Origin of the sequence: Pseudomonas sp. P108 (assembly GCF_032613195.1) — a bacterium.
GTDB lineage: Bacteria > Pseudomonadota > Gammaproteobacteria > Pseudomonadales > Pseudomonadaceae > Aquipseudomonas.
Genome location: NZ_CP126691.1, coordinates 4,257,453 through 4,277,727, shown reverse-complemented (window position 1 = coordinate 4,277,727; position 20,275 = coordinate 4,257,453). Strand labels below are relative to the sequence as shown.

The 20,275-nt window shown below is 58.9% G+C and carries 18 protein-coding genes; 12 read left to right on the top strand and 6 right to left on the bottom strand.

All coding sequences use genetic code 11. From position 1 onward, the window contains the following. The first annotated feature begins 243 nt into the window (after positions 1 to 243). The 6 genes from QOM10_RS18765 to QOM10_RS18740 are packed head-to-tail and all read left to right on the top strand — an operon-like array spanning position 244 to position 6,193. Complete coding sequence (locus QOM10_RS18765; RefSeq protein WP_007912480.1) at positions 244 to 1,338, top strand: ABC transporter ATP-binding protein; 1,095 nt, start codon at positions 244 to 246, stop codon at positions 1,336 to 1,338. Then, complete coding sequence (locus tag QOM10_RS18760) at positions 1,338 to 2,447, top strand: ABC transporter ATP-binding protein (protein ID WP_127928960.1); 1,110 nt, start codon at positions 1,338 to 1,340, stop codon at positions 2,445 to 2,447. The genes QOM10_RS18765 and QOM10_RS18760 overlap by 1 nt, the downstream gene beginning before the upstream one ends. Beyond that, positions 2,444 to 3,310 carry a carbohydrate ABC transporter permease gene (locus tag QOM10_RS18755; protein ID WP_007912484.1) on the top strand — a complete coding sequence of 289 codons (867 nt, stop codon included), beginning with the start codon at positions 2,444 to 2,446 and terminating at the stop codon, positions 3,308 to 3,310. Before QOM10_RS18760 ends, QOM10_RS18755 begins: the two co-directional genes overlap by 4 nt. A gap of 9 nt (positions 3,311 to 3,319) precedes the next feature. Then, positions 3,320 to 4,120 (top strand): carbohydrate ABC transporter permease, encoded by an 801-nt coding sequence (locus QOM10_RS18750; protein WP_090284391.1) that lies wholly within the window; start codon positions 3,320 to 3,322, stop codon positions 4,118 to 4,120. A gap of 10 nt (positions 4,121 to 4,130) precedes the next feature. Beyond that, positions 4,131 to 4,403, top strand: coding sequence for a DUF2160 domain-containing protein (locus QOM10_RS18745; RefSeq protein ID WP_007912485.1), 273 nt, complete (start codon positions 4,131 to 4,133; stop codon positions 4,401 to 4,403). Positions 4,404 to 4,450: 47 nt separating this feature from the next. Further along, positions 4,451 to 6,193, top strand: coding sequence for an ABC transporter substrate-binding protein (locus QOM10_RS18740; protein ID WP_064389298.1), 1,743 nt, complete (start codon positions 4,451 to 4,453; stop codon positions 6,191 to 6,193). A gap of 234 nt (positions 6,194 to 6,427) precedes the next feature. Here QOM10_RS18740 and QOM10_RS18735 read toward each other — a convergent pair whose 3' ends face one another. The 4 genes from QOM10_RS18735 to QOM10_RS18720 all read right to left on the bottom strand — a co-directional run bounded on the left by QOM10_RS18735 (position 6,428) and on the right by QOM10_RS18720 (position 9,475). After that, positions 6,428 to 6,805, bottom strand: a complete 378-nt coding sequence (locus QOM10_RS18735) for a type II toxin-antitoxin system VapC family toxin (protein ID WP_102901289.1) — start codon at positions 6,803 to 6,805, stop codon at positions 6,428 to 6,430. After that, entirely contained in the window at positions 6,802 to 7,140 is a 339-nt protein-coding gene (locus QOM10_RS18730) for a type II toxin-antitoxin system Phd/YefM family antitoxin (protein WP_224790125.1), read from the bottom strand. Before QOM10_RS18730 ends, QOM10_RS18735 begins: the two co-directional genes overlap by 4 nt. Positions 7,141 to 7,397: 257 nt before the next feature. Beyond that, positions 7,398 to 8,804 (bottom strand): heavy metal sensor histidine kinase, encoded by a 1,407-nt coding sequence (locus QOM10_RS18725; RefSeq protein ID WP_223025478.1) that lies wholly within the window; start codon positions 8,802 to 8,804, stop codon positions 7,398 to 7,400. Beyond that, positions 8,801 to 9,475, bottom strand: coding sequence for a heavy metal response regulator transcription factor (locus tag QOM10_RS18720; protein ID WP_095048087.1), 675 nt, complete (start codon positions 9,473 to 9,475; stop codon positions 8,801 to 8,803). The genes QOM10_RS18725 and QOM10_RS18720 overlap by 4 nt, the downstream gene beginning before the upstream one ends. Before the next feature lie 443 nt (positions 9,476 to 9,918). On the opposite strand from QOM10_RS18720, the gene QOM10_RS18715 reads away from it, so the two are divergent. From QOM10_RS18715 to QOM10_RS18690, 6 genes are all read left to right on the top strand, one after another. After that, on the top strand, positions 9,919 to 11,166 hold the full coding sequence (locus QOM10_RS18715; RefSeq protein WP_316916735.1) for a TolC family protein: 1,248 nt from the start codon (positions 9,919 to 9,921) through the stop codon (positions 11,164 to 11,166). A 49-nt stretch (positions 11,167 to 11,215) separates the two neighbouring features. Then, positions 11,216 to 12,409, top strand: coding sequence for an efflux RND transporter periplasmic adaptor subunit (locus QOM10_RS18710; RefSeq protein ID WP_316916734.1), 1,194 nt, complete (start codon positions 11,216 to 11,218; stop codon positions 12,407 to 12,409). Positions 12,410 to 12,423: 14 nt separating this feature from the next. Beyond that, positions 12,424 to 15,573, top strand: coding sequence for a CusA/CzcA family heavy metal efflux RND transporter (locus QOM10_RS18705; RefSeq protein ID WP_316916733.1), 3,150 nt, complete (start codon positions 12,424 to 12,426; stop codon positions 15,571 to 15,573). A gap of 223 nt (positions 15,574 to 15,796) precedes the next feature. Then, positions 15,797 to 16,000 carry a co-regulatory protein PtrA N-terminal domain-containing protein gene (locus QOM10_RS18700; RefSeq protein ID WP_127928954.1) on the top strand — a complete coding sequence of 68 codons (204 nt, stop codon included), beginning with the start codon at positions 15,797 to 15,799 and terminating at the stop codon, positions 15,998 to 16,000. A gap of 79 nt (positions 16,001 to 16,079) precedes the next feature. Continuing rightward, complete coding sequence (locus QOM10_RS18695) at positions 16,080 to 16,412, top strand: DUF2790 domain-containing protein (protein WP_127928953.1); 333 nt, start codon at positions 16,080 to 16,082, stop codon at positions 16,410 to 16,412. A 388-nt stretch (positions 16,413 to 16,800) separates the two neighbouring features. After that, positions 16,801 to 17,181, top strand: a complete 381-nt coding sequence (locus QOM10_RS18690) for a DUF6124 family protein (protein WP_316916732.1) — start codon at positions 16,801 to 16,803, stop codon at positions 17,179 to 17,181. Positions 17,182 to 17,470: 289 nt separating this feature from the next. Here QOM10_RS18690 and QOM10_RS18685 read toward each other — a convergent pair whose 3' ends face one another. Both QOM10_RS18685 and QOM10_RS18680 read right to left on the bottom strand, forming a co-directional pair. Further along, positions 17,471 to 18,682 (bottom strand): acyltransferase, encoded by a 1,212-nt coding sequence (locus tag QOM10_RS18685; protein ID WP_316916731.1) that lies wholly within the window; start codon positions 18,680 to 18,682, stop codon positions 17,471 to 17,473. 179 nt (positions 18,683 to 18,861) lie between these two features. Further along, a complete protein-coding gene (locus QOM10_RS18680) occupies positions 18,862 to 20,187 on the bottom strand; it encodes an OprD family porin (RefSeq protein WP_316916730.1) in 1,326 nt (441 codons plus the stop codon). Positions 20,188 to 20,275: the final 88 nt, after the last annotated feature.

The window sequence follows — 20,275 nt, the reverse complement described above, 5'->3', positions numbered from 1 at the left end:
CGCGAGCAGGCTCGCTCCCACAGGGGATCTCTATCGCATTCAAGATCGGGCAAAAAGCGCTTATAGAGTGTTGTTCACTATTGTTCATTGTCAATCGCCCAACTGTTCAAATGTGTTCAGCAATGAACGCCCGTTGCCCACGCTTTCAACGATTTTCACGACAAATCAACCACTTGCCATTTCTGGCACGGAACTCGCTCCCGTGCACAGGTCGCTTGACTCCAATAATAAAAAGGCCGAGCCATGTCACTCACCCTGGAGCACGTCAGCCGTACCGTCGAGGGCCAGACCTGGATCGACGATGCGTGTCTGAAATTCGAACCCGGTTCGTTCAACGTTTTGCTCGGCCGCACCCTGTCCGGCAAAACCAGCCTCATGCGTTTAATGGCCGGTCTGGACAAACCTGACAGCGGCCGCATCCTGATGAACGGCGTCGACGTCACCCAACGCCCGGTGCGTCTGCGCAACGTATCGATGGTCTATCAGCAGTTCATCAACTACCCGACCATGACCGTGTTCGAGAACATCGCCTCGCCGCTGCGTCAGGCCGGTGTCTCGAAAGAGATCATCCACAGCAAAGTGCAGGAAACCGCAAAGATGCTGCGCATCGAGAAGTTTCTGCAGCGCTATCCGCTGGAACTGTCCGGCGGCCAGCAGCAACGCACCGCCATGGCCCGCGCACTGGTCAAGGATGCTGAGCTGATCCTGTTCGATGAACCGCTGGTCAACCTCGATTACAAACTGCGCGAAGAGCTGCGCCAGGAAATGCGCGAGCTGTTCAAGGCGCGCCACACCATCGCCATCTACGCCACCACCGAACCCAACGAAGCGCTGGCACTCGGCGGCACCACGACGATTCTTCACGAAGGCCGGGTGATTCAGAGCGGCCCGTCGACTTCGGTGTATCACCAGCCGCAAACCGTGCTCGCCGCCGAATTGTTCTCCGAACCGCCGATCAACCTGATGCCCGGACGCATCGCCGGCAATGAAGTCAGCTTCGCCAACTTTGTGCACTTCCCGTTGAACGTCGATCTGCGCCCGGTGGGCGAGGGCGAATTCCGTTTCGGCGTACGCCCCAGCCACATCTCGCTGGTGCCAAGCAACGATGATGACCTCGAACTGGCAGTCACCGTCGAAGTCGCCGAAATCAGCGGTTCGGAAACCTTCCTCCACGTGCGCAACGAGCATTTCCTGCTGGTGCTGCACTTGCCCGGCGTTCACGAATACGACGTCGATGCGCCGATCCGCATTTACATCCCGACCCACAAACTGTTCGTTTTCGATGCGCAGGGCCGTCTGGTGCAAGCACCAGGCCGGCGTGTCGCGAGGGTTGCCTGATGGCCGAAATCCGTTTGCAGCACCTCGCCCACAGCTACAGCAAAACCCCGAGCGGCGCCGAGGATTACGCGATCCGCGAGATGGATCATGTCTGGGAGCAGGGCGGCGCCTATGCCTTGCTCGGGCCGTCGGGTTGCGGCAAATCAACCCTGCTCAACATCATTTCCGGTCTGCTCAGCCCTTCGCAGGGCCATGTGTTGTTCGACGGCAAAGCGGTCAACGACCTGACGCCGGAGAAGCGCAACATCGCTCAGGTTTTCCAGTTTCCGGTGGTCTACGACACCATGACCGTGTTCGACAACCTGGCTTTCCCCCTGCGCAATCAGGGCATGGCCGAGGCGAAAGTGCACAGCAAGGTGCAGGAAATTGCCGAAGTGCTCGACCTGCAAAACCTGCTGAGCAAAAAGGCGCGCAACCTCACCGCCGACGAAAAACAGAAAGTCTCGATGGGCCGTGGCCTAGTGCGTGACGACGTTTCCGCAATCCTCTTCGACGAGCCGCTGACGGTGATCGACCCGCACCTGAAGTGGAAACTGCGGCGCAAGCTCAAGCAGATCCACGAGCAGTTCAACATCACCATGGTCTACGTCACCCACGATCAACTCGAGGCCTCGACCTTCGCCGACAAGATCGCGGTGATGTACGGCGGCCAGATCGTCCAGTTCGGCACGCCACGGGAATTGTTCGAGCGGCCGAGCCACACCTTTGTCGGCTATTTCATCGGCAGCCCCGGGATGAACCTGATCGACGTGCAGCCACAGCCCGGTGGCGTCGGTTTCGCCTCGACGCACCTGCCGTTGTCCGACGCCATGCAGCGCCATATCGAACACGGCCAGTGGAAAAATCTGAAGGTCGGCATCCGTCCGGAGTTTATTCACGTCTGGGATGAGCCGTTTGATGACGCAATGCAGGCCAGGGTCGTACACGTCGAAGACCTCGGCACCTACAAAATCATGACCCTCGACCTCGACGGCGCACCGCTGAAAGTGCGGCTGGCCGAAGACAAACCGGTGCCAGAAGGCACGGCGTATATCAGTTTTCCGGCGCAGTGGCTGATGGTGTATGCCGATGAGTTTCTGCTTGAAGCCGACGACGAGGTGCAGCCATGAACAAGGTGCAGAACAACAAGGCCTGGTGGCTGGTGTTGCCGGTGTTCCTGCTGGTGGCATTCAGTGCGGTGATCCCGATGATGACCGTGGTCAACTATTCGGTGCAGGACATCTTCGACCAGTCCAGCCGCTACTTCGTCGGCGCCGACTGGTACAAACAAGTGCTGCTCGATCCGCGTTTGCACGACTCGCTGCTGCGTCAGTTCATCTATTCGGCGTGTGTGTTGCTGATCGAAATTCCGCTGGGCATTGCCGTTGCGCTGACCATGCCGACCAAGGGCCGTTGGTCGTCGGTGGTGCTGATCATTCTGGCGATTCCGCTGCTGATTCCGTGGAACGTGGTCGGTACGATCTGGCAGATTTTCGGCCGCGCGGACATTGGTTTGCTGGGGTCGAGCCTCAACGCCATGGGCATCAGTTACAACTACGCGGCCAACACCATGGACGCCTGGGTGACGGTGCTGGTGATGGACGTCTGGCACTGGACTTCATTGGTGGCGCTGCTGTGTTTCTCCGGATTGCGCGCAATTCCCGACGTGTATTACCAGGCCGCGCGCATCGATCGCGCCTCGGCCTGGGCGGTGTTCAGGCACATTCAGTTGCCCAAGCTGAAGAGCGTGCTGCTGATCGCGGTGATGCTGCGCTTCATGGACAGTTTCATGATCTACACCGAGCCGTTCGTGCTCACCGGCGGCGGGCCGGGTAACGCCACGACCTTCCTGAGTCAGACGTTGACCCAGATGGCCGTAGGGCAATTCGACCTCGGTCCGGCAGCGGCGTTTTCGCTGGTGTACTTTCTGATCATCCTGTTGGTGTCCTGGCTGTTCTACACCGCCATGACGCACTCCGACGCCAACCGCTGAGGCCCGGCCATGAGCAAGAGAAAGCTTATTCCGTTGCTGGTGTACATCCTGTTCCTGCTGGTGCCGATCTACTGGCTGCTGAACATGTCCTTCAAGAGCAACACCGAAATCCTCGGCGGCCTGACGCTTTTCCCACAGGCGTTCACGCTGGCGAACTACAAGGTGATCTTCACCGATCCGAGCTGGTACACCGGTTATCTGAACTCGCTGTATTACGTGAGTTTGAACACGGTGATCTCGCTGAGCGTGGCGCTGCCGGCGGCCTATGCGTTTTCCCGCTATCGTTTTCTCGGCGACAAGCACTTGTTCTTCTGGCTGCTGACCAATCGCATGGCGCCGCCGGCGGTGTTTCTGCTGCCGTTCTTCCAGTTGTATTCGTCGATTGGCCTGTTCGACACGCACATCGCCGTGGCGTTGGCGCATTGCCTGTTTAACGTGCCATTGGCTGTGTGGATTCTCGAAGGCTTCATGTCCGGCGTGCCGAAAGAAATCGACGAAACCGCCTACATCGACGGCTACAGTTTCCCCAAGTTCTTCGTGAAGATTTTCATCCCGCTGATTGGCTCGGGCATCGGCGTCACGGCGTTTTTCTGCTTCATGTTTTCCTGGGTCGAGCTGCTGCTCGCGCGCACGTTGACCTCGGTGAACGCCAAGCCGATCGCCGCCGTGATGACGCGCACGGTGTCGGCGTCGGGTATCGATTGGGGCGTGCTGGCGGCGGCGGGGGTGTTGACCATTCTGCCGGGCATGCTGGTGATCTGGTTTGTTCGCAACCACGTGGCCAAGGGCTTTGCCCTCGGTCGGGTCTGAGGAGCTGATGATGGAATGGATGAGTTGGACCACCCCGACAGCCGCATTCTTCATCGTCATCGGCCTGATTCTGGTCGGCATGACCACGTGGGAATTGCGTTCGCCGAGCATCCTGCGGCGAGGTTTTCTGCCGATTGCCACCACCCGTGGTGATCGTTTGTTTATCGGTCTTCTCGGCAGCGCCTACCTGCATTTGCTGGTGATCGGCGCCACCGACTGGAGCATCTGGGTGGCGTCCGCGTTGTCCCTGGTGTGGCTGTTGGCTGTGATGCGTTGGGGCTAGTCGAGTCGTTCGGCAACGCGGCTCCACAACTTAAACAGGAGGTCTCTATGTTCGACAAAAACAATAAGCTGCGACATAGCATTTCATTGGCAGCCATGCTGGCACTCAGCGGTTTGAGCGCATCCGCCTGGGCCGATGCCTACGAGGACGCGGCGAAAAAATGGATCGGCAGTGAATTCAAACCGTCGACCCTGACGGCCGAGCAGCAACTCGAAGAACTGAAGTGGTTCATCAAGGCCGCCGAGCCGTTTCGCGGCATGGACATCAAGGTCGTTTCCGAGACCCTGACCACCCACGAATACGAGTCGAAAGTGCTGGCCAAGGCCTTCAGCGAAATCACCGGGATCAAACTCACCCACGACCTGCTGCAAGAAGGCGACGTGGTCGAGAAAATGCAGACGGTGATGCAGTCCGACAAGAACATCTATGACGGCTGGGTCAACGACTCGGACCTGATCGGTACGCACTTTCGCTACGGCAAGACCGAATCGATCACCGACCTGATGGCCAACGAAGGCAAGAACTTCACTTCGCCGACGCTCGATATCAAGGACTTCATCGGCATCTCATTCACCACCGCTCCGGACGGCAAGATCTATCAATTGCCCGACCAGCAATTCGCCAACCTCTACTGGTTCCGCGCCGACTGGTTCGAGCGCGCCGATCTGAAAGCCAAGTTCAAGGAAAAGTACGGCTACGAATTGGGCGTGCCGGTGAACTGGTCAGCCTATGAAGACATCGCCAAATTCTTCAGCGAAGACGTCAAGGAAATCGACGGCAAACGCGTTTACGGGCACATGGATTACGGCAAGAAAGACCCGTCGCTGGGCTGGCGCTTCACCGATGCCTGGTTCTCCATGGCTGGTGGTGGTGACAAGGGCATCCCGAATGGTTTGCCGGTGGACGAGTGGGGGATTCGCGTCGAGGACTGCCACCCGGTCGGCTCGAGTGTGACTCGCGGCGGCGACACCAATGGCCCGGCGGCGGTGTTCGCCACCACCAAGTATGTCGACTGGTTGAAGAAGTACGCGCCACCGGAAGCGGCGGGCATGACCTTCTCCGAGTCCGGGCCGGTGCCGTCGCAGGGCAACATTGCTCAGCAGATCTTCTGGTACACCGCGTTCACCGCCGACATGACCAAACCGGGCCTGCCGGTGGTCAACGCCGACGGCACGCCGAAATGGCGCATGGCGCCGTCGCCGCGCGGGCCGTATTGGGAGGAGGGCATGAAGCTCGGTTATCAGGACGTGGGTTCGTGGACGTTCATGAAATCCACGCCTGAAAAGCAGAAACTCGCGGCTTGGCTGTACGCGCAGTTTGTGACCTCGAAAACCGTGTCGCTGAAGAAAACCATCGTCGGCCTGACGCCGATTCGCGAGTCGGACATCAACTCGCAGGCGATGACCGATCTGGCGCCGAAACTCGGTGGTCTGGTCGAGTTCTACCGCAGCCCGGCCCGCGTGCAATGGACCCCGACCGGGACCAACGTGCCGGACTACCCGCGTCTGGCGCAACTGTGGTGGAGCCACATCGCCGAAGCAGCGAGCGGCGAGAAGACCCCGCAACAGGCGCTGGATGGTTTGGCCAAGGATCAGGACGCGATCATGACGCGCCTCGAACGCTCCAAAGCCCAGGCCGTTTGCGCACCGAAGATGAATCCGGAGCGCGACGCGCAGTACTGGTTCGATCAACCGGGCGCACCGAAACCGAAACTGGCTAACGAGAAACCGAAGGGCGAGACCGTGAGCTACAACGAACTGCTGAAATCATGGGCGGATGCGCGTAAGTAACAGCTGAAATGTGAAAGGCGAACGGCACCGCAAGGTGCCGTTTTTTTTGGCGTCTGATCTACCGCAATCGCGAGCAGGCTCACTCCTACAGGGGATTGAGGCGTACGCATCGCTTGTGAACGACACAAAAACCTGTAGGAGTGAGCCTGCTCGCGATAGCGGTGTGTCAGACGAAAAAGATATCGACTGACCCGCCGCCAGCATTGATGTGTACCGGTACTGGATGTGTCTTGATCACACCAGAACAGCCAGATCTGTGTAACGAGCAACCAAAGCATCAGCCGTGAGCAACTTCATCGGCTCGGTCATTGCTGTGGCGATGATAATGCGGTCAAACGGATCGCGATGATGGTGCTCAAGATCCTTCACGGCGATGGCGTGCTCTGCAGTCACTGGCAGTTCGATAAAGCCACTGTCGAGACAATATTGGCGGACTTCTTCCAGATCAACATTCAGCTTGCCGAGCCCGACCTTGATTGCCATTTCCCAGAAAGTGGCGGCGCTGATGTAGATTTCGGCGGCGTTCTCAATCAATTTTCTGGCTTTGCCGGACAATCTGGCGTCATCACTGAGCGTCCAGAGCAAAATATGCGTGTCGAGCAGAAGCCTCATGCTTGAGTGCCCTCAAATGTATCAAGCATGTCATCGGGCAATGGTGAGTCGAAATCGTCGGGCAACACCAGTTTGCCTTTCATTGCGCCAATACGCTGAGCGCTGGGTTTTCCTACGGGAACGAGGCGAGCCATCGCCCGCCCATGCTTGGCAATCGTGATGACTTGGCCAGCAGCGGCATCATCGACGAGTTTGGATAAATTGTTTTTGGCTTCAGCCAGCGGAACGATGATCATCAGCTCACCCCTGTATTCTGGACAAATATAGCCAGAATATTTCAACGCTGCCAAACCATAGACTTCCTCAGCCCATTCGCAAACGATATCCCTGTTCATTTTTAGCCTCTCGTCGGTATTCCATCTGCCAAGGCCTCCACCATAGAGCTATCTACTCAAAACTGGCTGTAGGACAAAACGGAGGTTGCGGCGAGAGCTTTCGGCGTTTGTGTGGGGACGGGAGCAAATCGGTAAAAAATCGTACAAAAATATCGACCGACACGATGTCCGAAAATCTATGTAGGAGCTGCCGTAGGCTGCGATCTTTTGATCTTGATTTAAAAACAAGAGCAAAAGATCGCAGCCTGCGGCAGCTCCTACACGGATGATTCGGGGGTGGGGAAGCCCAGCCGGAACACGGTCATCGCACCCGGCAAGCTCTTTACCTCCGCCACACCCTGATGCAGGCTCATGATCGAGCGTACGATTGCCAAGCCCAACCCGGTGCTGCCCTGCGACCTGGAGCGGCTGCTGTCGACGCGGTAGAAGCGGTCGAACAGATACGGCAGATGCTGCGCCTCAATCCCGGCGCCGGGGTTGCTGACCAGCAGGGATGCCTGCGCTGCGCTCTGCTCAATCAGCAACGTCACGGTTTTCCCGTTCGGGCAATGACGCAACGCGTTGGACAGCAGATTGGAAATCGCTCGCTGAATCATCAACCGGTCGCCCAGCACCGAGGCACTGCCAAGCACATTCAAATGAATATCCTTGTCCTGCGCCGACAACGAAAACATCTCCGCGACCTTCGCCACTTCAACCTCCAGCGCCACCGCTTCAAACGGCGCCAGCGCTGACGGATGACTCACCTGCGCGAGAAACAACATGTCCGAGACAATCCGCGCCACGCGCTCCAGCTCCTCGGTGCACGACACCAGCACATCCTTGTATTCCTCCACCGAGCGCTCGCGCGACAGCGTGACCTGCGCCTTGCCCATCAGATTGTTGATCGGTGTGCGCAGTTCATGCGCCAGATCATCGGAAAACTGCGACAACTGCTGCACCCCGGCATCCAGCCGATGCAGCATGAAGTTGATGCCTTGCGCCAGTTCGCTCAGTTCCTGCGGCATGTTCACCACCGATAGCCGATGTTCCAGGTCCTGGGTCGAGACCATCGCCGCCACTTTGCGAAATTCGCGCAGCGGTGCCAACCCACGCTGCACCGCGCCCCAGGCCGTCAGGCCGATGAATACCAGCAGCAACGGCAAGGCAATCAGCGTCGAGCGCAGGTAGGCGCTGAGCAAAGCCTGATCGTGGGCGTTGTCCATCGACAGCAGCACCGGCACGCTGCTGCCGTCCTTGAGACGAATCAGCTTCGAAGCGGTGAGGAATTTCGCGCCTTCAGCATCCAGGCTGTCGGAATACGCCAGTTGATCAGTGGTCGCGCGCACTGCTTTCAATTCAACCCGTGGATCAGTCAGACCGCTACCCGATTTGAGCAGCGGCGAGCGCAGGTTCAAACGGTCATAAATCGTCAAAGTCAGGTTGTCATGGCCCATGACCTGATCGAGCAGGATGTGCGGTTTACCGCTGATTTCATTGGCATCGATGTACAGCGACAGGCTGTGCTCCACCTGCGCCATCTTCTTTTCCAGGCTGTCTCGAGATAGCGCATTCAGTTCATGGGTCAGAGCGAAGTAGGCGAGGATCGCCAGAAACACCACCAGCAGCGCGCCGAGAATACTCACCGTCAAACCGAGGCGCATCGACAGGCTGGCGGGCTTCATTCCCGCGCCTCCAGCACATAGCCGACACCGCGCAGGGTGTGAATCAGTTTGCTGTCGAACGGGTCGTCGATCTTCGCCCGCAAACGGCGGATCGACACCTCGACCACATTAGTGTCGCAGTCGAAATTCATGTCCCACACCAGCGAGATAATTTGTGTGCGCGTCAGCACTTCGCCGGACTGGCGCATCAGCAGGTGCAGCAGGGCGAATTCCTTGGTGGTCAGGTCGATACGCTGTTGCCCGCGAAACGCGCGATGGCGGCCCGGATCGAGTTCCAGATCGGCCACTTTCAACACCTGCGGCACCGGGATGTTTTCGCTACGGCGCATCAATGTGCGCACCCGCGCCAGCAGTTCGGGAAACTCGAACGGCTTGACCAGATAATCATCGGCGCCCAGATCAAGGCCACGAATCTTGTCGGCCAGACGCCCGCGCGCGGTGAGCATCATCACCCGCGTCGAATGGGTGCGACGCAACTGTTCCAGCACACCCCAGCCGTCGAGTTCCGGCAGGTTCACGTCGAGAATGATCAGGTCATAGGCCTGCTGTTGCGCCAGGTGCAAACCATCGGCGCCGGTGGCGGCGTGGTCAACGACATAACCACTTTCGGTCAAACCCTGATGCAAGTATTCGGCAGCTTTAAGCTCGTCCTCGACGACAAGGATTCGCATGATCTTTCACCACTTTTATTTAATGGATATTTAATTAAGGTGGCCGGGAAAGTTATTGTTTTTGTAGGGGCTTCCGGATGGCGTTGTCTGTCGTGCAAGTAATGTCCTACAGGGATTTCTCACTGCGCAGGCGTGCACGGTAAAGGCTGAAGTGGCTACAGAGTCAACGCGTGATGGCGTTAAATCGGCCACTCGCGACAGTCTGTTGCAGCAGAAAAGCCAAAACCTGCGTGGCTTTGATTCCGGCAAGTGCTGTTCAGCGGATAACTACGGTGTATTTGTTTCGATGTATTACGGCAATGCCCTTTGCATTTCGCATCCTAGAGCAAAACAACTTCTGCAAACCGTGGATAACGGATTTGTAATGTTTCAGTCACCTTGTCGATAAGTTCAAAACCCTACCGTGGCGGCATCAAAGATTCTTCAATAAAGGAAGTCTTCCAGTGCCCGGTTTAATTGAACGGACGGCGCGATCACGCCTGCAAAAAGCCGTCAGCGGCATGCTCTTGTTGGCCAGTGCGAGCCTGGCCAGTGCCTCGACCCTGACCCTCGATCAAGCCCTGCAAAGTGCCTTCGCCGGCAACCCGGAGCTGGCCGCTGCGCAATGGGAAATCGGCATCGCCGAGGGCGACCGCCAACAGGCCGGTCTGATCCCCAACCCCGAAGTATCGTGGGAAGCCGAAGACACTCGCCGCGATTCGCGCACGACCACGGTAATGCTCAGTCAGCCGATCGAACTGGGCGGCAAACGCGGCGCGCGCATTGACGTCGCCAGCCGTGCGCAGGACGCTGCCGGCATCGAGCTTGCGCGCAAGCGCAATGCCTTGCGTGCCGATGTGATTCAGGCGTTCAACAGCGCGCAGACTGCGCAGCAACGCTTGCAGCTATCCCGGCAGTCGCTGCAATTGGCCGAGCACGGTTTGCGGGTGGCGCAAGGACGGATCGAGGCGGGTAAATCGTCGCCGGTCGAAGGCACGCGGGCGCAAGTGCAGCTCTCGGAAGTGCGCCTGGAGCTGAGCCGCGCCGAACGCGATCAGGCCAATGCATATCAGCAGTTGGCGCAAGTCATGGGCACACCGTTGCCGACATCGACCAAGGTGCAGGCACCCACGCAAAGCATGCCGGCCGTTCCTCCACCGACAAGATTGCTCGAGCGTCTGAACGAGACCGCCGAGCTGCGTCTGGCCAAGTTGCAGATCGATCAGCGCGAAGCGTCATTGGGCCTGGAAAAGTCCCAGCGCATTCCTGATCTCACCGTGAGCATCGGCAGCCAGTACAGCGAAACCGAGCGCGAGCGGGTCAACGTGGTCGGGCTGTCGATGCCGATTCCGTTGTTCAACCGCAATCAGGGCAACGTGCTCGCCGCCGCTCGCCGAACCGATCAGGCGCGGGATCTGCGCAACGCCACCGAGCTGCGTTTGCGCACCGAAGTCCAGACCAGCCTCGAGCAATGGCAGACCGCCAACGGCGAAGTCACCGCGTTCAACCAGACCATCCTGCCCGCCGCGCAAAGTGCGGTCGACAGCGCCACGCGCGGGTTCGAAATGGGCAAGTTCGGCTTCCTTGATGTGCTCGATGCGCAACGCACGTTGATCAGCGCCCGCAGCCAGTACATCCAGGCCGTCAGCGAAGCGACCGACGCCCGCGTACGCATCGAACGGATCTTCGGCGACCTCAGCGTCCGCCCTTGAATTTCACTTTTCAGACAACTGCGCGCAGGCACGGCGCAGAGGAGTTTCCATGGATAAAAAACTGATGGTGGTCGCGGTGGCGACATTGGCACTGGGCATTGGTATCGGTTCGATGTGGCCGGGCAATGCAAGCATCGATGCCCACGCCGATGAGGCTGCCGAACATGCCGATCACGCTGAAGAAGGCGCAGCCGCGGACGGCGAACATGGCGAAGAAGGGCACATCGAATTGAGTGCCGAGCAAATCACTGCCGCCGGCATTCAACTGGCCGAAGCAAAGCCGCAAAACATCAGCCGCGGCCTGCCATTCCCCGGCGAAGTGCGCTTCGACGAAGACCGCACCGCCCACGTCGTGCCGCGCGTGCCGGGCGTGGTCGAGGCGGTAGCGGTCAACCTCGGGCAAACGGTGAAAAAGGGCCAGTTGCTGGCGGTGATCGCCAGTCAGCAGATCTCTGATCAACGCAGCGAGCAGGCTGCTGCGCAGCGTCGCCTGACGTTGGCGCGCACCACTTATGAACGCGAGAAAAAACTCTGGCAGGACAAAATCTCCGCCGAGCAGGATTTCCTCCAGGCGCGCCAGGCACTGCAGGAGGCTGAAATTGCCGTGAGCAATGCGCGGCAAAAGATCAGCGTACTCAGCGGCAGCGTGGTCGCCACCGGCGGCAATCGCTACGAATTGCGCGCACCGTTCGACGGCGTGGTGGTGGAAAAACACCTGACGCCGGGCGAGGTGGTCGATGAAACCACCGCGGCATTCACGCTCTCGGATCTGTCGCGAGTGTGGGTCACGTTCGGCGTTTCACCGAAGGATCTGAACAAGGTTCAAGTAGGCAAAGCGGTCACCGTCAGCGCCCCGGAATTGAACGCGGAAGTCACCGGTAGCGTGGCTTACGTTGGCAGCTTGCTCGGCGAACAGACGCGCACCGCAACCGTACGCGTGACGCTGGAAAACCCGCAAGGCGCATGGCGCCCCGGTCTGTTCGTCACCGCGCTGGTGGCTACCGACAGCCGCGAAGCGAGAGTCGCCGTGCCGGAATCCGCGATCCAGACCGTCGAGGACAAACCCACGGTTTTCGTGCGTACCGACGATGGCTTCGAAGCCCGCGCGGTTGAGCTGGGCAGTCGCGCCGCCGGCCACGTGGAAATCACCCAAGGCCTGGAAACGGGCGCGCAAGTCGCCAGCGCTGGCAGCTTCGTCCTCAAGTCGGAGCTGGGCAAAGCCTCAGCCGAGCACAGCCACTGATCTGGAAGACTCCCATGTTCGAACGCCTGATCCAGTTTGCCATCGAGCAGCGCATCATCGTGCTGCTCGCCGTTCTGCTCATGGCCGGCCTCGGCATCGCCAGTTATCAAAAGCTGCCGATCGACGCCGTGCCCGACATCACCAACGTCCAGGTGCAGATCAACACCGGCGCCGCCGGGTTCTCGCCACTGGAAACCGAGCAGCGCATCACCTTTCCGATTGAAACCGCGATGGCCGGTTTGCCGGCACTTGAACAGACACGTTCGCTGTCGCGCTCCGGCCTGTCGCAGGTCACGGTGATTTTCAAGGACGGCACCGACCTGTTCTTCGCCCGCCAATTGGTCAACGAGCGTCTGCAGATCGCCAAGGAGCAATTGCCCGAGGGCGCGGAAGCGCTGATGGGGCCGATTTCCACCGGCCTCGGCGAGATCTTTTTATGGACCGTGGAAGCCAAGGAAGGCGCGCTGAAGGACGACGGCACAGCCTACACGCCGACCGATCTGCGGGTGATTCAGGACTGGATCATCAAGCCGCAATTACGCAACGTGCCGGGTGTCGCCGAGATCAACACCATCGGCGGTTTCGCCAAGGAATATCAGATCGCGCCGGACCCGAAACGGCTGGCCGCGTACAAGCTGACGCTGACCGATCTGGTCACCGCGCTCGAGCGTAACAACGCCAACGTCGGCGCCGGTTACATCGAGCGCAGCGGCGAGCAATTGCTGATCCGAGCGCCGGGCCAGGTGGCGAGCACCGAGGACATCGCCAACATCGTCATGGCCAATGTCGATGGCACGCCGATTCGGGTGAAAAACGTCGCCACCGTGGAAATCGGTCGCGAGTTGCGCAGCGGTGCGGCCACGGAAAACGGTCGTGAAGTGGTGCTCGGCACCGTGTTCATGCTGATCGGCGAGAACAGCCGCACCGTCTCGCAAGCGGTGGCCAGCAAGCTGGAACAGATCAACAAGTCTTTGCCCCAAGGCGTGATCGCCGTGCCGGTGTACGACCGCACGCACCTGGTCGACAAAGCCATCGCCACGGTGAAAAAGAACCTCATCGAAGGCGCGATTCTGGTCATCGCGATTCTGTTCCTGTTCCTCGGCAACATTCGCGCGGCACTGATTACCGCGATGGTGATTCCGCTGTCGATGCTGTTCACTTTCACCGGGATGTTCAGCAACAAGGTCAGCGCCAACCTTATGAGCCTCGGTGCGCTGGACTTCGGCATCATCGTCGACGGCGCGGTGGTCATCGTCGAAAACACCCTGCGTCGCTTGGCTCATGCGCAGCAGCATCACGGGCGTTTGTTGACCCGTGCCGAGCGTTTCAAGGAGGTGTTCGCGGCGGCGAAGGAAGCGCGGCGACCGCTGATTTTTGGGCAGTTGATCATCATGGTCGTCTATCTGCCGATTTTCGCGCTCAGCGGCGTCGAAGGGAAAATGTTCCACCCGATGGCGTTCACGGTGGTCATCGCTTTGCTTGGCGCGATGTTGCTTTCCGTGACCTTTGTGCCGGCGGCGATTGCGTTGTTCGTAACCGGCAAGGTCAAGGAAGAAGAGGGCGCGGTGATGCGCGGCGCACGTCGCGTTTATGCGCCGGCGCTGGCCTGGGTGATGAGTCATCGTACTGTCGCGGTGGGCGCTGCTTTGGGTGTGATTGTGCTCAGCGGTGTGCTCACCAGCCGCATGGGCAGCGAATTTGTGCCGAGCCTCAGCGAAGGCGATTTTGCCTTGCAGGCGCTGCGCGTGCCGGGCACCAGCCTGACGCAATCGGTGGACATGCAGCAGCGCCTGGAGACATTGATTCTGGCGAAGGTGCCGGAAGTCGAGCGCGTCTTTGCCCGTACCGGCACCGCTGAAATCGCGTCCGATCCGATGCCGCCGAATATCTCCGACAGTTACGTGATGCTCAAACCGAAAGATCAGTGGCCAGACCCGGGCAAGTCCCGCGAAACCCTGATGGCGGAACTGCAAGCCGCCGCCGCGACGTTGCCGGGCAGCAACTATGAACTGTCGCAGCCGATTCAACTGCGCTTCAACGAACTGATCTCCGGGGTGCGCAGTGATGTCGCGGTGAAGGTGTTCGGTGATGACATGGACGTGCTCAATGCCACGGCGGCGAAGATTGCTGCGGCGATGCAGAAGGTCAAAGGCGCATCCGAGGTCAAGGTTGAGCAGACTACCGGGTTGCCGGTTCTGACCATCAACATTGATCGCGACAAAGCGGCGCGTTATGGGCTGAACGTCGGTGATGTGCAGGACACCATCGCGGTCGCGGTGGGCGGGCGGCAGGCCGGGACGTTGTATGAGGGCGATCGGCGTTTCGACATGGTTGTGCGTTTGTCCGATGCCATGCGCAAGGACATCGATGGGCTGTCGGCGTTGCTGATTCCGGTGCCTGCGGTGAATGGTTCGGCGAATCAGATCGGTTTCATTGCGCTGCAAGAAGTCGCCAGTCTGGATCTGGTGCTCGGGCCGAATCAGGTCAGCCGCGAGAACGGCAAGCGTCTGGTGATCGTCAGCGCCAACGTGCGCGGGCGTGATATCGGCTCGTTCGTCAGCGAGGCCGGCGAAGTGATCGAACGTGACGTGCAGGTTCCGGCCGGTTACTGGACCAGTTGGGGCGGCCAGTTCGAGCAACTGCAATCGGCGGCCAAGCGCTTGCAGATCGTGGTGCCGGTGGCGCTGCTGCTGGTGTTCGGCTTGTTGTTCATGATGTTCAACAATCTCAAGGATGGCTTGCTGGTGTTTACCGGGATTCCGTTTGCGTTGACCGGTGGGGTCATGGCGCTGTGGCTGCGCGATATTCCGCTGTCGATTTCCGCTGGTGTCGGGTTTATCGCGTTGTCCGGGGTGGCGGTGTTGAACGGCTTGGTGATGATTGCGTTTATTCGTAATTTGCGTGAGGAGGGGCGGTCGCTGTCCGATGCGATTAACGAAGGCGCTCTGACGCGTCTGCGGCCGGTGTTGATGACCGCGTTGGTGGCGTCTCTGGGTTTCATTCCCATGGCGCTTGCGACCGGTACAGGCGCGGAGGTGCAGCGGCCACTGGCGACCGTGGTGATCGGCGGGATTCTGTCCTCGACGATCCTCACGCTGCTGATCTTGCCGGCGCTCTACCAACTCGCCCATCGCCGGGATGAAGACGCGGTTCCAGCTAAATAGGTAATCCCCTCTGTAGGAGTGAGCCTGCTCGCGATAGCGGTCTATCAGTCAGATCTACATTGACTGACCCACCGCTATCGCGAGCAGGCTCACTCCTACAGGTTTTGTGTTCGACCTCAGAAGTGTGTCCGGGAGATAACGGATATGTAATTTCCCCGCCACCGTGACGATAGGTTCGGATTGTTACCTTGATCCCGTCAGTTACTTAAACGAGGAATCAAAGATGAAAATCGTACAGATGGGTACTTTTGTTGTGGCGTTGGCGATCTCTTCCGTGGCCTTGGCCGAAGGCGGTGGCGACCGCACATTCGAGCGGATGATGACCAACAACGACCGTTCCATGGAGCTCTTCGTCGCCAAGGAAAAAGCCGCCGGCAACCCGGTGGTCGTCAACGACAAGAAAGATGACAAGACCCGCGATCTGTAAGCCTGCTGCATCTGAACAAGCCCGTTATCGCGCATCGATGCCGGGCTTTTTTTCAAGCCCGGACGGGAAGGAAATGGATATGAAAGTACTCAAGTTGATCGCATTCGCCGCTGTCATGGCGATGTCTGTGAATGTGCTGGCTGAAGGTGGCGGTGACCGGACCTTTGAACGCGCGCTCAGCGCCAACAGCAAAGCCATGGAACAGTACGCCGCCAACCAGGGCAAAGCGCCGCCGGTGGTGAAGGATTACGCGTATGGCATGAAGCTGGACGTGGTCAAAGTGGTGAGCGTGGTGAAGCCACAAGCTGCGTGCAATGTCGTGCCCACCGCGATGACCTACGAGGATTCCAAAGGTCAGCTCAACACCATCAAGTACAACGTGATGGGCGTGTGTCGGAACGGCGGCAGCTGAATCTGTAACGTCTAATCGCGGTCCCCTGTAGGAGCTGCAGTATCACGATTCGTATTTCAATTCGTGATGTTTAAAGGTTGTGTGGGAAGTGCGGAACCTTCCCACAATGTTTTCAGGTTGTCCGTCGGACGTCAGCTCTCTAGCCTGTACGGGTCGCTGCCAATTCAGCGATCGGGATTGGAACCCCGGAGAACGTGTCAGCGCCAAAGCGTCTTTCATGACGTATGCTTGCTCACCTTCATGGTGTGCAGTCTGTTATGGCGGCTGTGCGCGGGAGACTTCGAGTCTGCCGGGTTTCTCCGTTCCCCGGGTTCCAACCTGCGTACAGCTGCCACCCCTTCGCGTGGAACCGAATGGATCAGCTTCAACGTTATGAAGGAGAAATATCATGAAAAAGCCAACACCCAATCCCCCCGAAGCAGACGCCATCCCCGACGCCAACTCAACATCCCCCTACGCCTCCGTTGAGACTAGAAAACTCCACGAAGCCGCAGACCGCGCCCTCGATTACTACCTCAAACCCTCAGCCGCCATCATGTCCGCACCGTACATCCCCAACCAGATGTTCCTGGTCAATCCCAAAGCCGATACCGAATCATTACTGGCCAACGCCAGCGAATCGCTGTCTTCTGCCACAGTGATGCTCGGTGACTTCGCGGCGATGCTGGAAGGCACCCATCGCAAGACCCTGCTGGGTATCGCGCAGGTCGTCATGCTCGGCGAACTGGCGGTTAACAAAGCACTGGATAACGTAGATCCAAACGCGTAGTTATCAATGGCCAGTTTTTAGCCGTTGTTTTTGCGTTGACCTCAAAATCCTGCCCCCTCACCCCAGCCCTCTCCCCCGAGGGGGGCGAGGGGGAAAGGGAGCAGATCTTCAAGCCCTTCAAAATCAGAGTACGCCTAGGTTTTTCGGGTCGATGTATCTTCGACAACCAACTCGGTCAGTCCCCTCTACCTCTGGGAGAGGGCTAGGGTGAGGGCCGGGCCTGAACCTGGAAAACATAACCACTGCACAACGCCGAGCAAAAAAAGGCGCCCGAAGGACGCCAATAGATTCATCTCTTACCAAAGGAGCAAGGCGCTTCTAAAGGTGAATTTGCATCAACCGCAACGGCCGGCACTGACGCGGCCTTATGGTTCAGTTTGCGTCGGGCAATCTCTGCGCCGCGCAGACGCAGCGGCGTTTCGATAAAGCGGTAATTGAGTTCACTCAAGATCACCAGCACAACCACCGACGTGACGATCAGCTCAAGGGTAAAACGCCCATCCAGCGGCACGCCCTGACTGGCGGCTACGCGCGTCCAGATTTCGGTGCTCAGGTGATTGGTAAACACGTGGATCACGTACAGGCCATACGACCGCGAGCCGAGCCACTGCATGAAACCGCGCATGAACAGCGGGCAATAGATGTAGCCTTTCTGATAACTCGCCAGCCAGACAATCACGACCGCGATGATCGCGACCATGCCCACGGCAATCGGCAGAGCAATCAGTTGTATGGCCACGGCGCCGAGCATGTAGAGCAGAAACAGCGTGCACAGCAGCGGCTTGAATGGCCCCTGAGCCAATCCGAGCGGTTCTATCTGCTGATAGAGGCGGCTACGTGTGAACAGGCACAGGAGAATTCCCCAGAGCATGGCGTCGAGGCGGAAGTTGGTGAGCATGGTGCTGGCCGGGGTACCGAACGGGTTACGGTCCAGACCGAACTGCAAGGCAATCAGCGCGAACAGGGCAATGACCCGCCAGCGCGGCGCCGTGATAAACAACAGAAAAAACGGCAAGACGAAGTAGAACTGCTCCTCAAGCGCCAGACTCCAGTAGTGCGGGCTGGAAGCCAATAGTGAGCCGTAACCATGTGCCAGGTTTGCGCTGAAGGTCGCAACAGCGGTGAAGCTGCGCAGGTTGTCGAACCATGAACCGAAGGCGTTCGACTGGTTGAAAACGAGAGAGAAGCACAGCGGTATGAGCATCCACAGCCAGGCTGTGGGCAAGAGACGGTAGGCGCGCCGCAACCAGAAACACGCGGCGGCCAGACCAAACTGACCCTGCGCGCGGTGCTTGTCGAAGTAGTCCAGATAAGCCTTGCTCACCACGAAACCGGAAATGCAGAAGAACAGGTCCACCCCGGTCCACGGCATGAAAATCGAGAACATCCTCAGCAGCGTGTCGGTATGGAACGGCAGCATCATGGTGACATGGCTGAAAAAGGTCAGGCCGACGGCCGCGCCTCGCAGGTACTCGATTTCCAGGTTCTTGCGGCTACTCATCGGTCCCTCGTTATTCTTGTTGTTCAGCGCAGGTGAAGATGGCAGGTGGCCGGCGCTGCGGTCAAGCCAACGATGGCTTTGTGCAGAGCAAAAAAAAGCGCCCCGAAGGACGCCAAAAGATTCACCTCTTACCAAAGGAGCAAGGAGCTTCTAAAGGTGAATTTGCATCGACCATGCAGTCAGAGAATGGTCAGTGGGTACTCGACAATCACTCGCACTTCCTCCAGGTCCGACTCGAACGCCGTGGCGCGGGTGGTGGCCTGGCGCAGGCGCAGCGAGAGGTCTTTCATCGAACCGCTCTGCACCACGTATTTGACTTCCACATCGCGCTCCCAGCGCTTCTGATCGGTCAGCGGATTACCCTCGGCATCGCGGCGCATGTACACGGCGTTGGCGTTGGAATAATCGGCGTCGGTGCCGCGCGCGTAACGGGTCATGAACGACAAACCCGGCACGCCATAAGTGCTCATGTCGAGGTCATAACGCACCATCCACGAACGTTCTTTCGGCGAGTTGAAGTCGCTGTACTGGATGGAGTTGTCGAGGAAGATCGAGTCGGACTGGCGCAGGTAATCGAAGTCGTCATTACCGTTGTTGCGCTGGTGGGAGAGGGCGACGGAGTGGGCACCAAGCTTGACGCCAACGCGGCCGCTCCAGATGTTGTTGTCGAACTCGCCGAGCAGTTGTTTGCCCTCATCGACGGCTTTGTAATAGTTCAAACCACCGAACAGCGACAGGTCTTCGGACAGCGGATAGGTCCAGGCGGTGCCTGCGTAGTACTGATTCCACGCATCCTTGAGACGGCTGGAATACAGGCTGAAACTGAGATTTTTGTTCAGCACGTAATCGCCGCCCCCATAAGCGATCCACGGCGAGTTGACCGGGCCTGCGTAGAACGTCGCGAAGTTCTCGCGCATGTCGCTGGACACCGGTTGGCTCATCGCGTGCAACCGGCCACCCTGCACCGACAGACCTTCGATGCTGGTGTTGGTCGCCGTCACCCCGCGAAAGCTTTCCGGCAACAAGCGCGAGTCGCCCGCCGCGACCACCGGGTTGGCCGGGAACACATCACCGACCTTGACCACCGTATCGAACGCCCTGATTTTCGCAGCGCCGCCGACCTTGGTGTATTCGTCCCGCGCCTCGCCGTCGCTGTTGACCGGCAACACATCAAACGAACTGCGCCCACCGTTGCGGCCGTCACCGGTATCGAGTTTCAGCCCGATCATCGCAAACGCATCGACACCGACCCCGACGGTGCCTTGGGTGAAACCGGATTCGAACTTGCTGATCACGGCATGCGCCCAAGCCTCGGAGTAACCGTTGCCGGTTGGGCTGGACTGGCCGTTGCGATGATCACGATTGAAGTAGAAGTTGCGGTTGAGCACTGTCAGGCTGCTGCCTTCGACAAAGCCTTCAGGCTTGTCTTCAGCAAACACCGTGGACGGCCCGGCGCCGACCACCACCGCTAAAGCGGCCATGGATATTTTTGTAGGGTTAAGCATCAAACACTCCTTGGGTTCGGCAGAACGGGAACGTGCTTCGGCGTGGGTTTTATTGTTCGACGGGGCAGGGCCCGCCGGCATTGGTCGC

Coding starts and splice junctions, on each gene's coding strand:
- QOM10_RS18695 (WP_127928953.1), top strand. CDS start 16,080: ATGAAAGTACTCAAGTTGATCGCATTCGCCGCTGTCATGGCGATGTCT.
- QOM10_RS18735 (WP_102901289.1), bottom strand. CDS start 6,805: ATGAGGCTTCTGCTCGACACGCATATTTTGCTCTGGACGCTCAGTGAT.
- QOM10_RS18680 (WP_316916730.1), bottom strand. CDS start 20,187: ATGCTTAACCCTACAAAAATATCCATGGCCGCTTTAGCGGTGGTGGTC.
- QOM10_RS18705 (WP_316916733.1), top strand. CDS start 12,424: ATGTTCGAACGCCTGATCCAGTTTGCCATCGAGCAGCGCATCATCGTG.
- QOM10_RS18725 (WP_223025478.1), bottom strand. CDS start 8,804: ATGAAGCCCGCCAGCCTGTCGATGCGCCTCGGTTTGACGGTGAGTATT.
- QOM10_RS18760 (WP_127928960.1), top strand. CDS start 1,338: ATGGCCGAAATCCGTTTGCAGCACCTCGCCCACAGCTACAGCAAAACC.
- QOM10_RS18765 (WP_007912480.1), top strand. CDS start 244: ATGTCACTCACCCTGGAGCACGTCAGCCGTACCGTCGAGGGCCAGACC.
- QOM10_RS18690 (WP_316916732.1), top strand. CDS start 16,801: ATGAAAAAGCCAACACCCAATCCCCCCGAAGCAGACGCCATCCCCGAC.
- QOM10_RS18740 (WP_064389298.1), top strand. CDS start 4,451: ATGTTCGACAAAAACAATAAGCTGCGACATAGCATTTCATTGGCAGCC.
- QOM10_RS18750 (WP_090284391.1), top strand. CDS start 3,320: ATGAGCAAGAGAAAGCTTATTCCGTTGCTGGTGTACATCCTGTTCCTG.
- QOM10_RS18755 (WP_007912484.1), top strand. CDS start 2,444: ATGAACAAGGTGCAGAACAACAAGGCCTGGTGGCTGGTGTTGCCGGTG.
- QOM10_RS18730 (WP_224790125.1), bottom strand. CDS start 7,140: ATGAACAGGGATATCGTTTGCGAATGGGCTGAGGAAGTCTATGGTTTG.
- QOM10_RS18745 (WP_007912485.1), top strand. CDS start 4,131: ATGGAATGGATGAGTTGGACCACCCCGACAGCCGCATTCTTCATCGTC.
- QOM10_RS18685 (WP_316916731.1), bottom strand. CDS start 18,682: ATGAGTAGCCGCAAGAACCTGGAAATCGAGTACCTGCGAGGCGCGGCC.
- QOM10_RS18720 (WP_095048087.1), bottom strand. CDS start 9,475: ATGCGAATCCTTGTCGTCGAGGACGAGCTTAAAGCTGCCGAATACTTG.
- QOM10_RS18700 (WP_127928954.1), top strand. CDS start 15,797: ATGAAAATCGTACAGATGGGTACTTTTGTTGTGGCGTTGGCGATCTCT.
- QOM10_RS18710 (WP_316916734.1), top strand. CDS start 11,216: ATGGATAAAAAACTGATGGTGGTCGCGGTGGCGACATTGGCACTGGGC.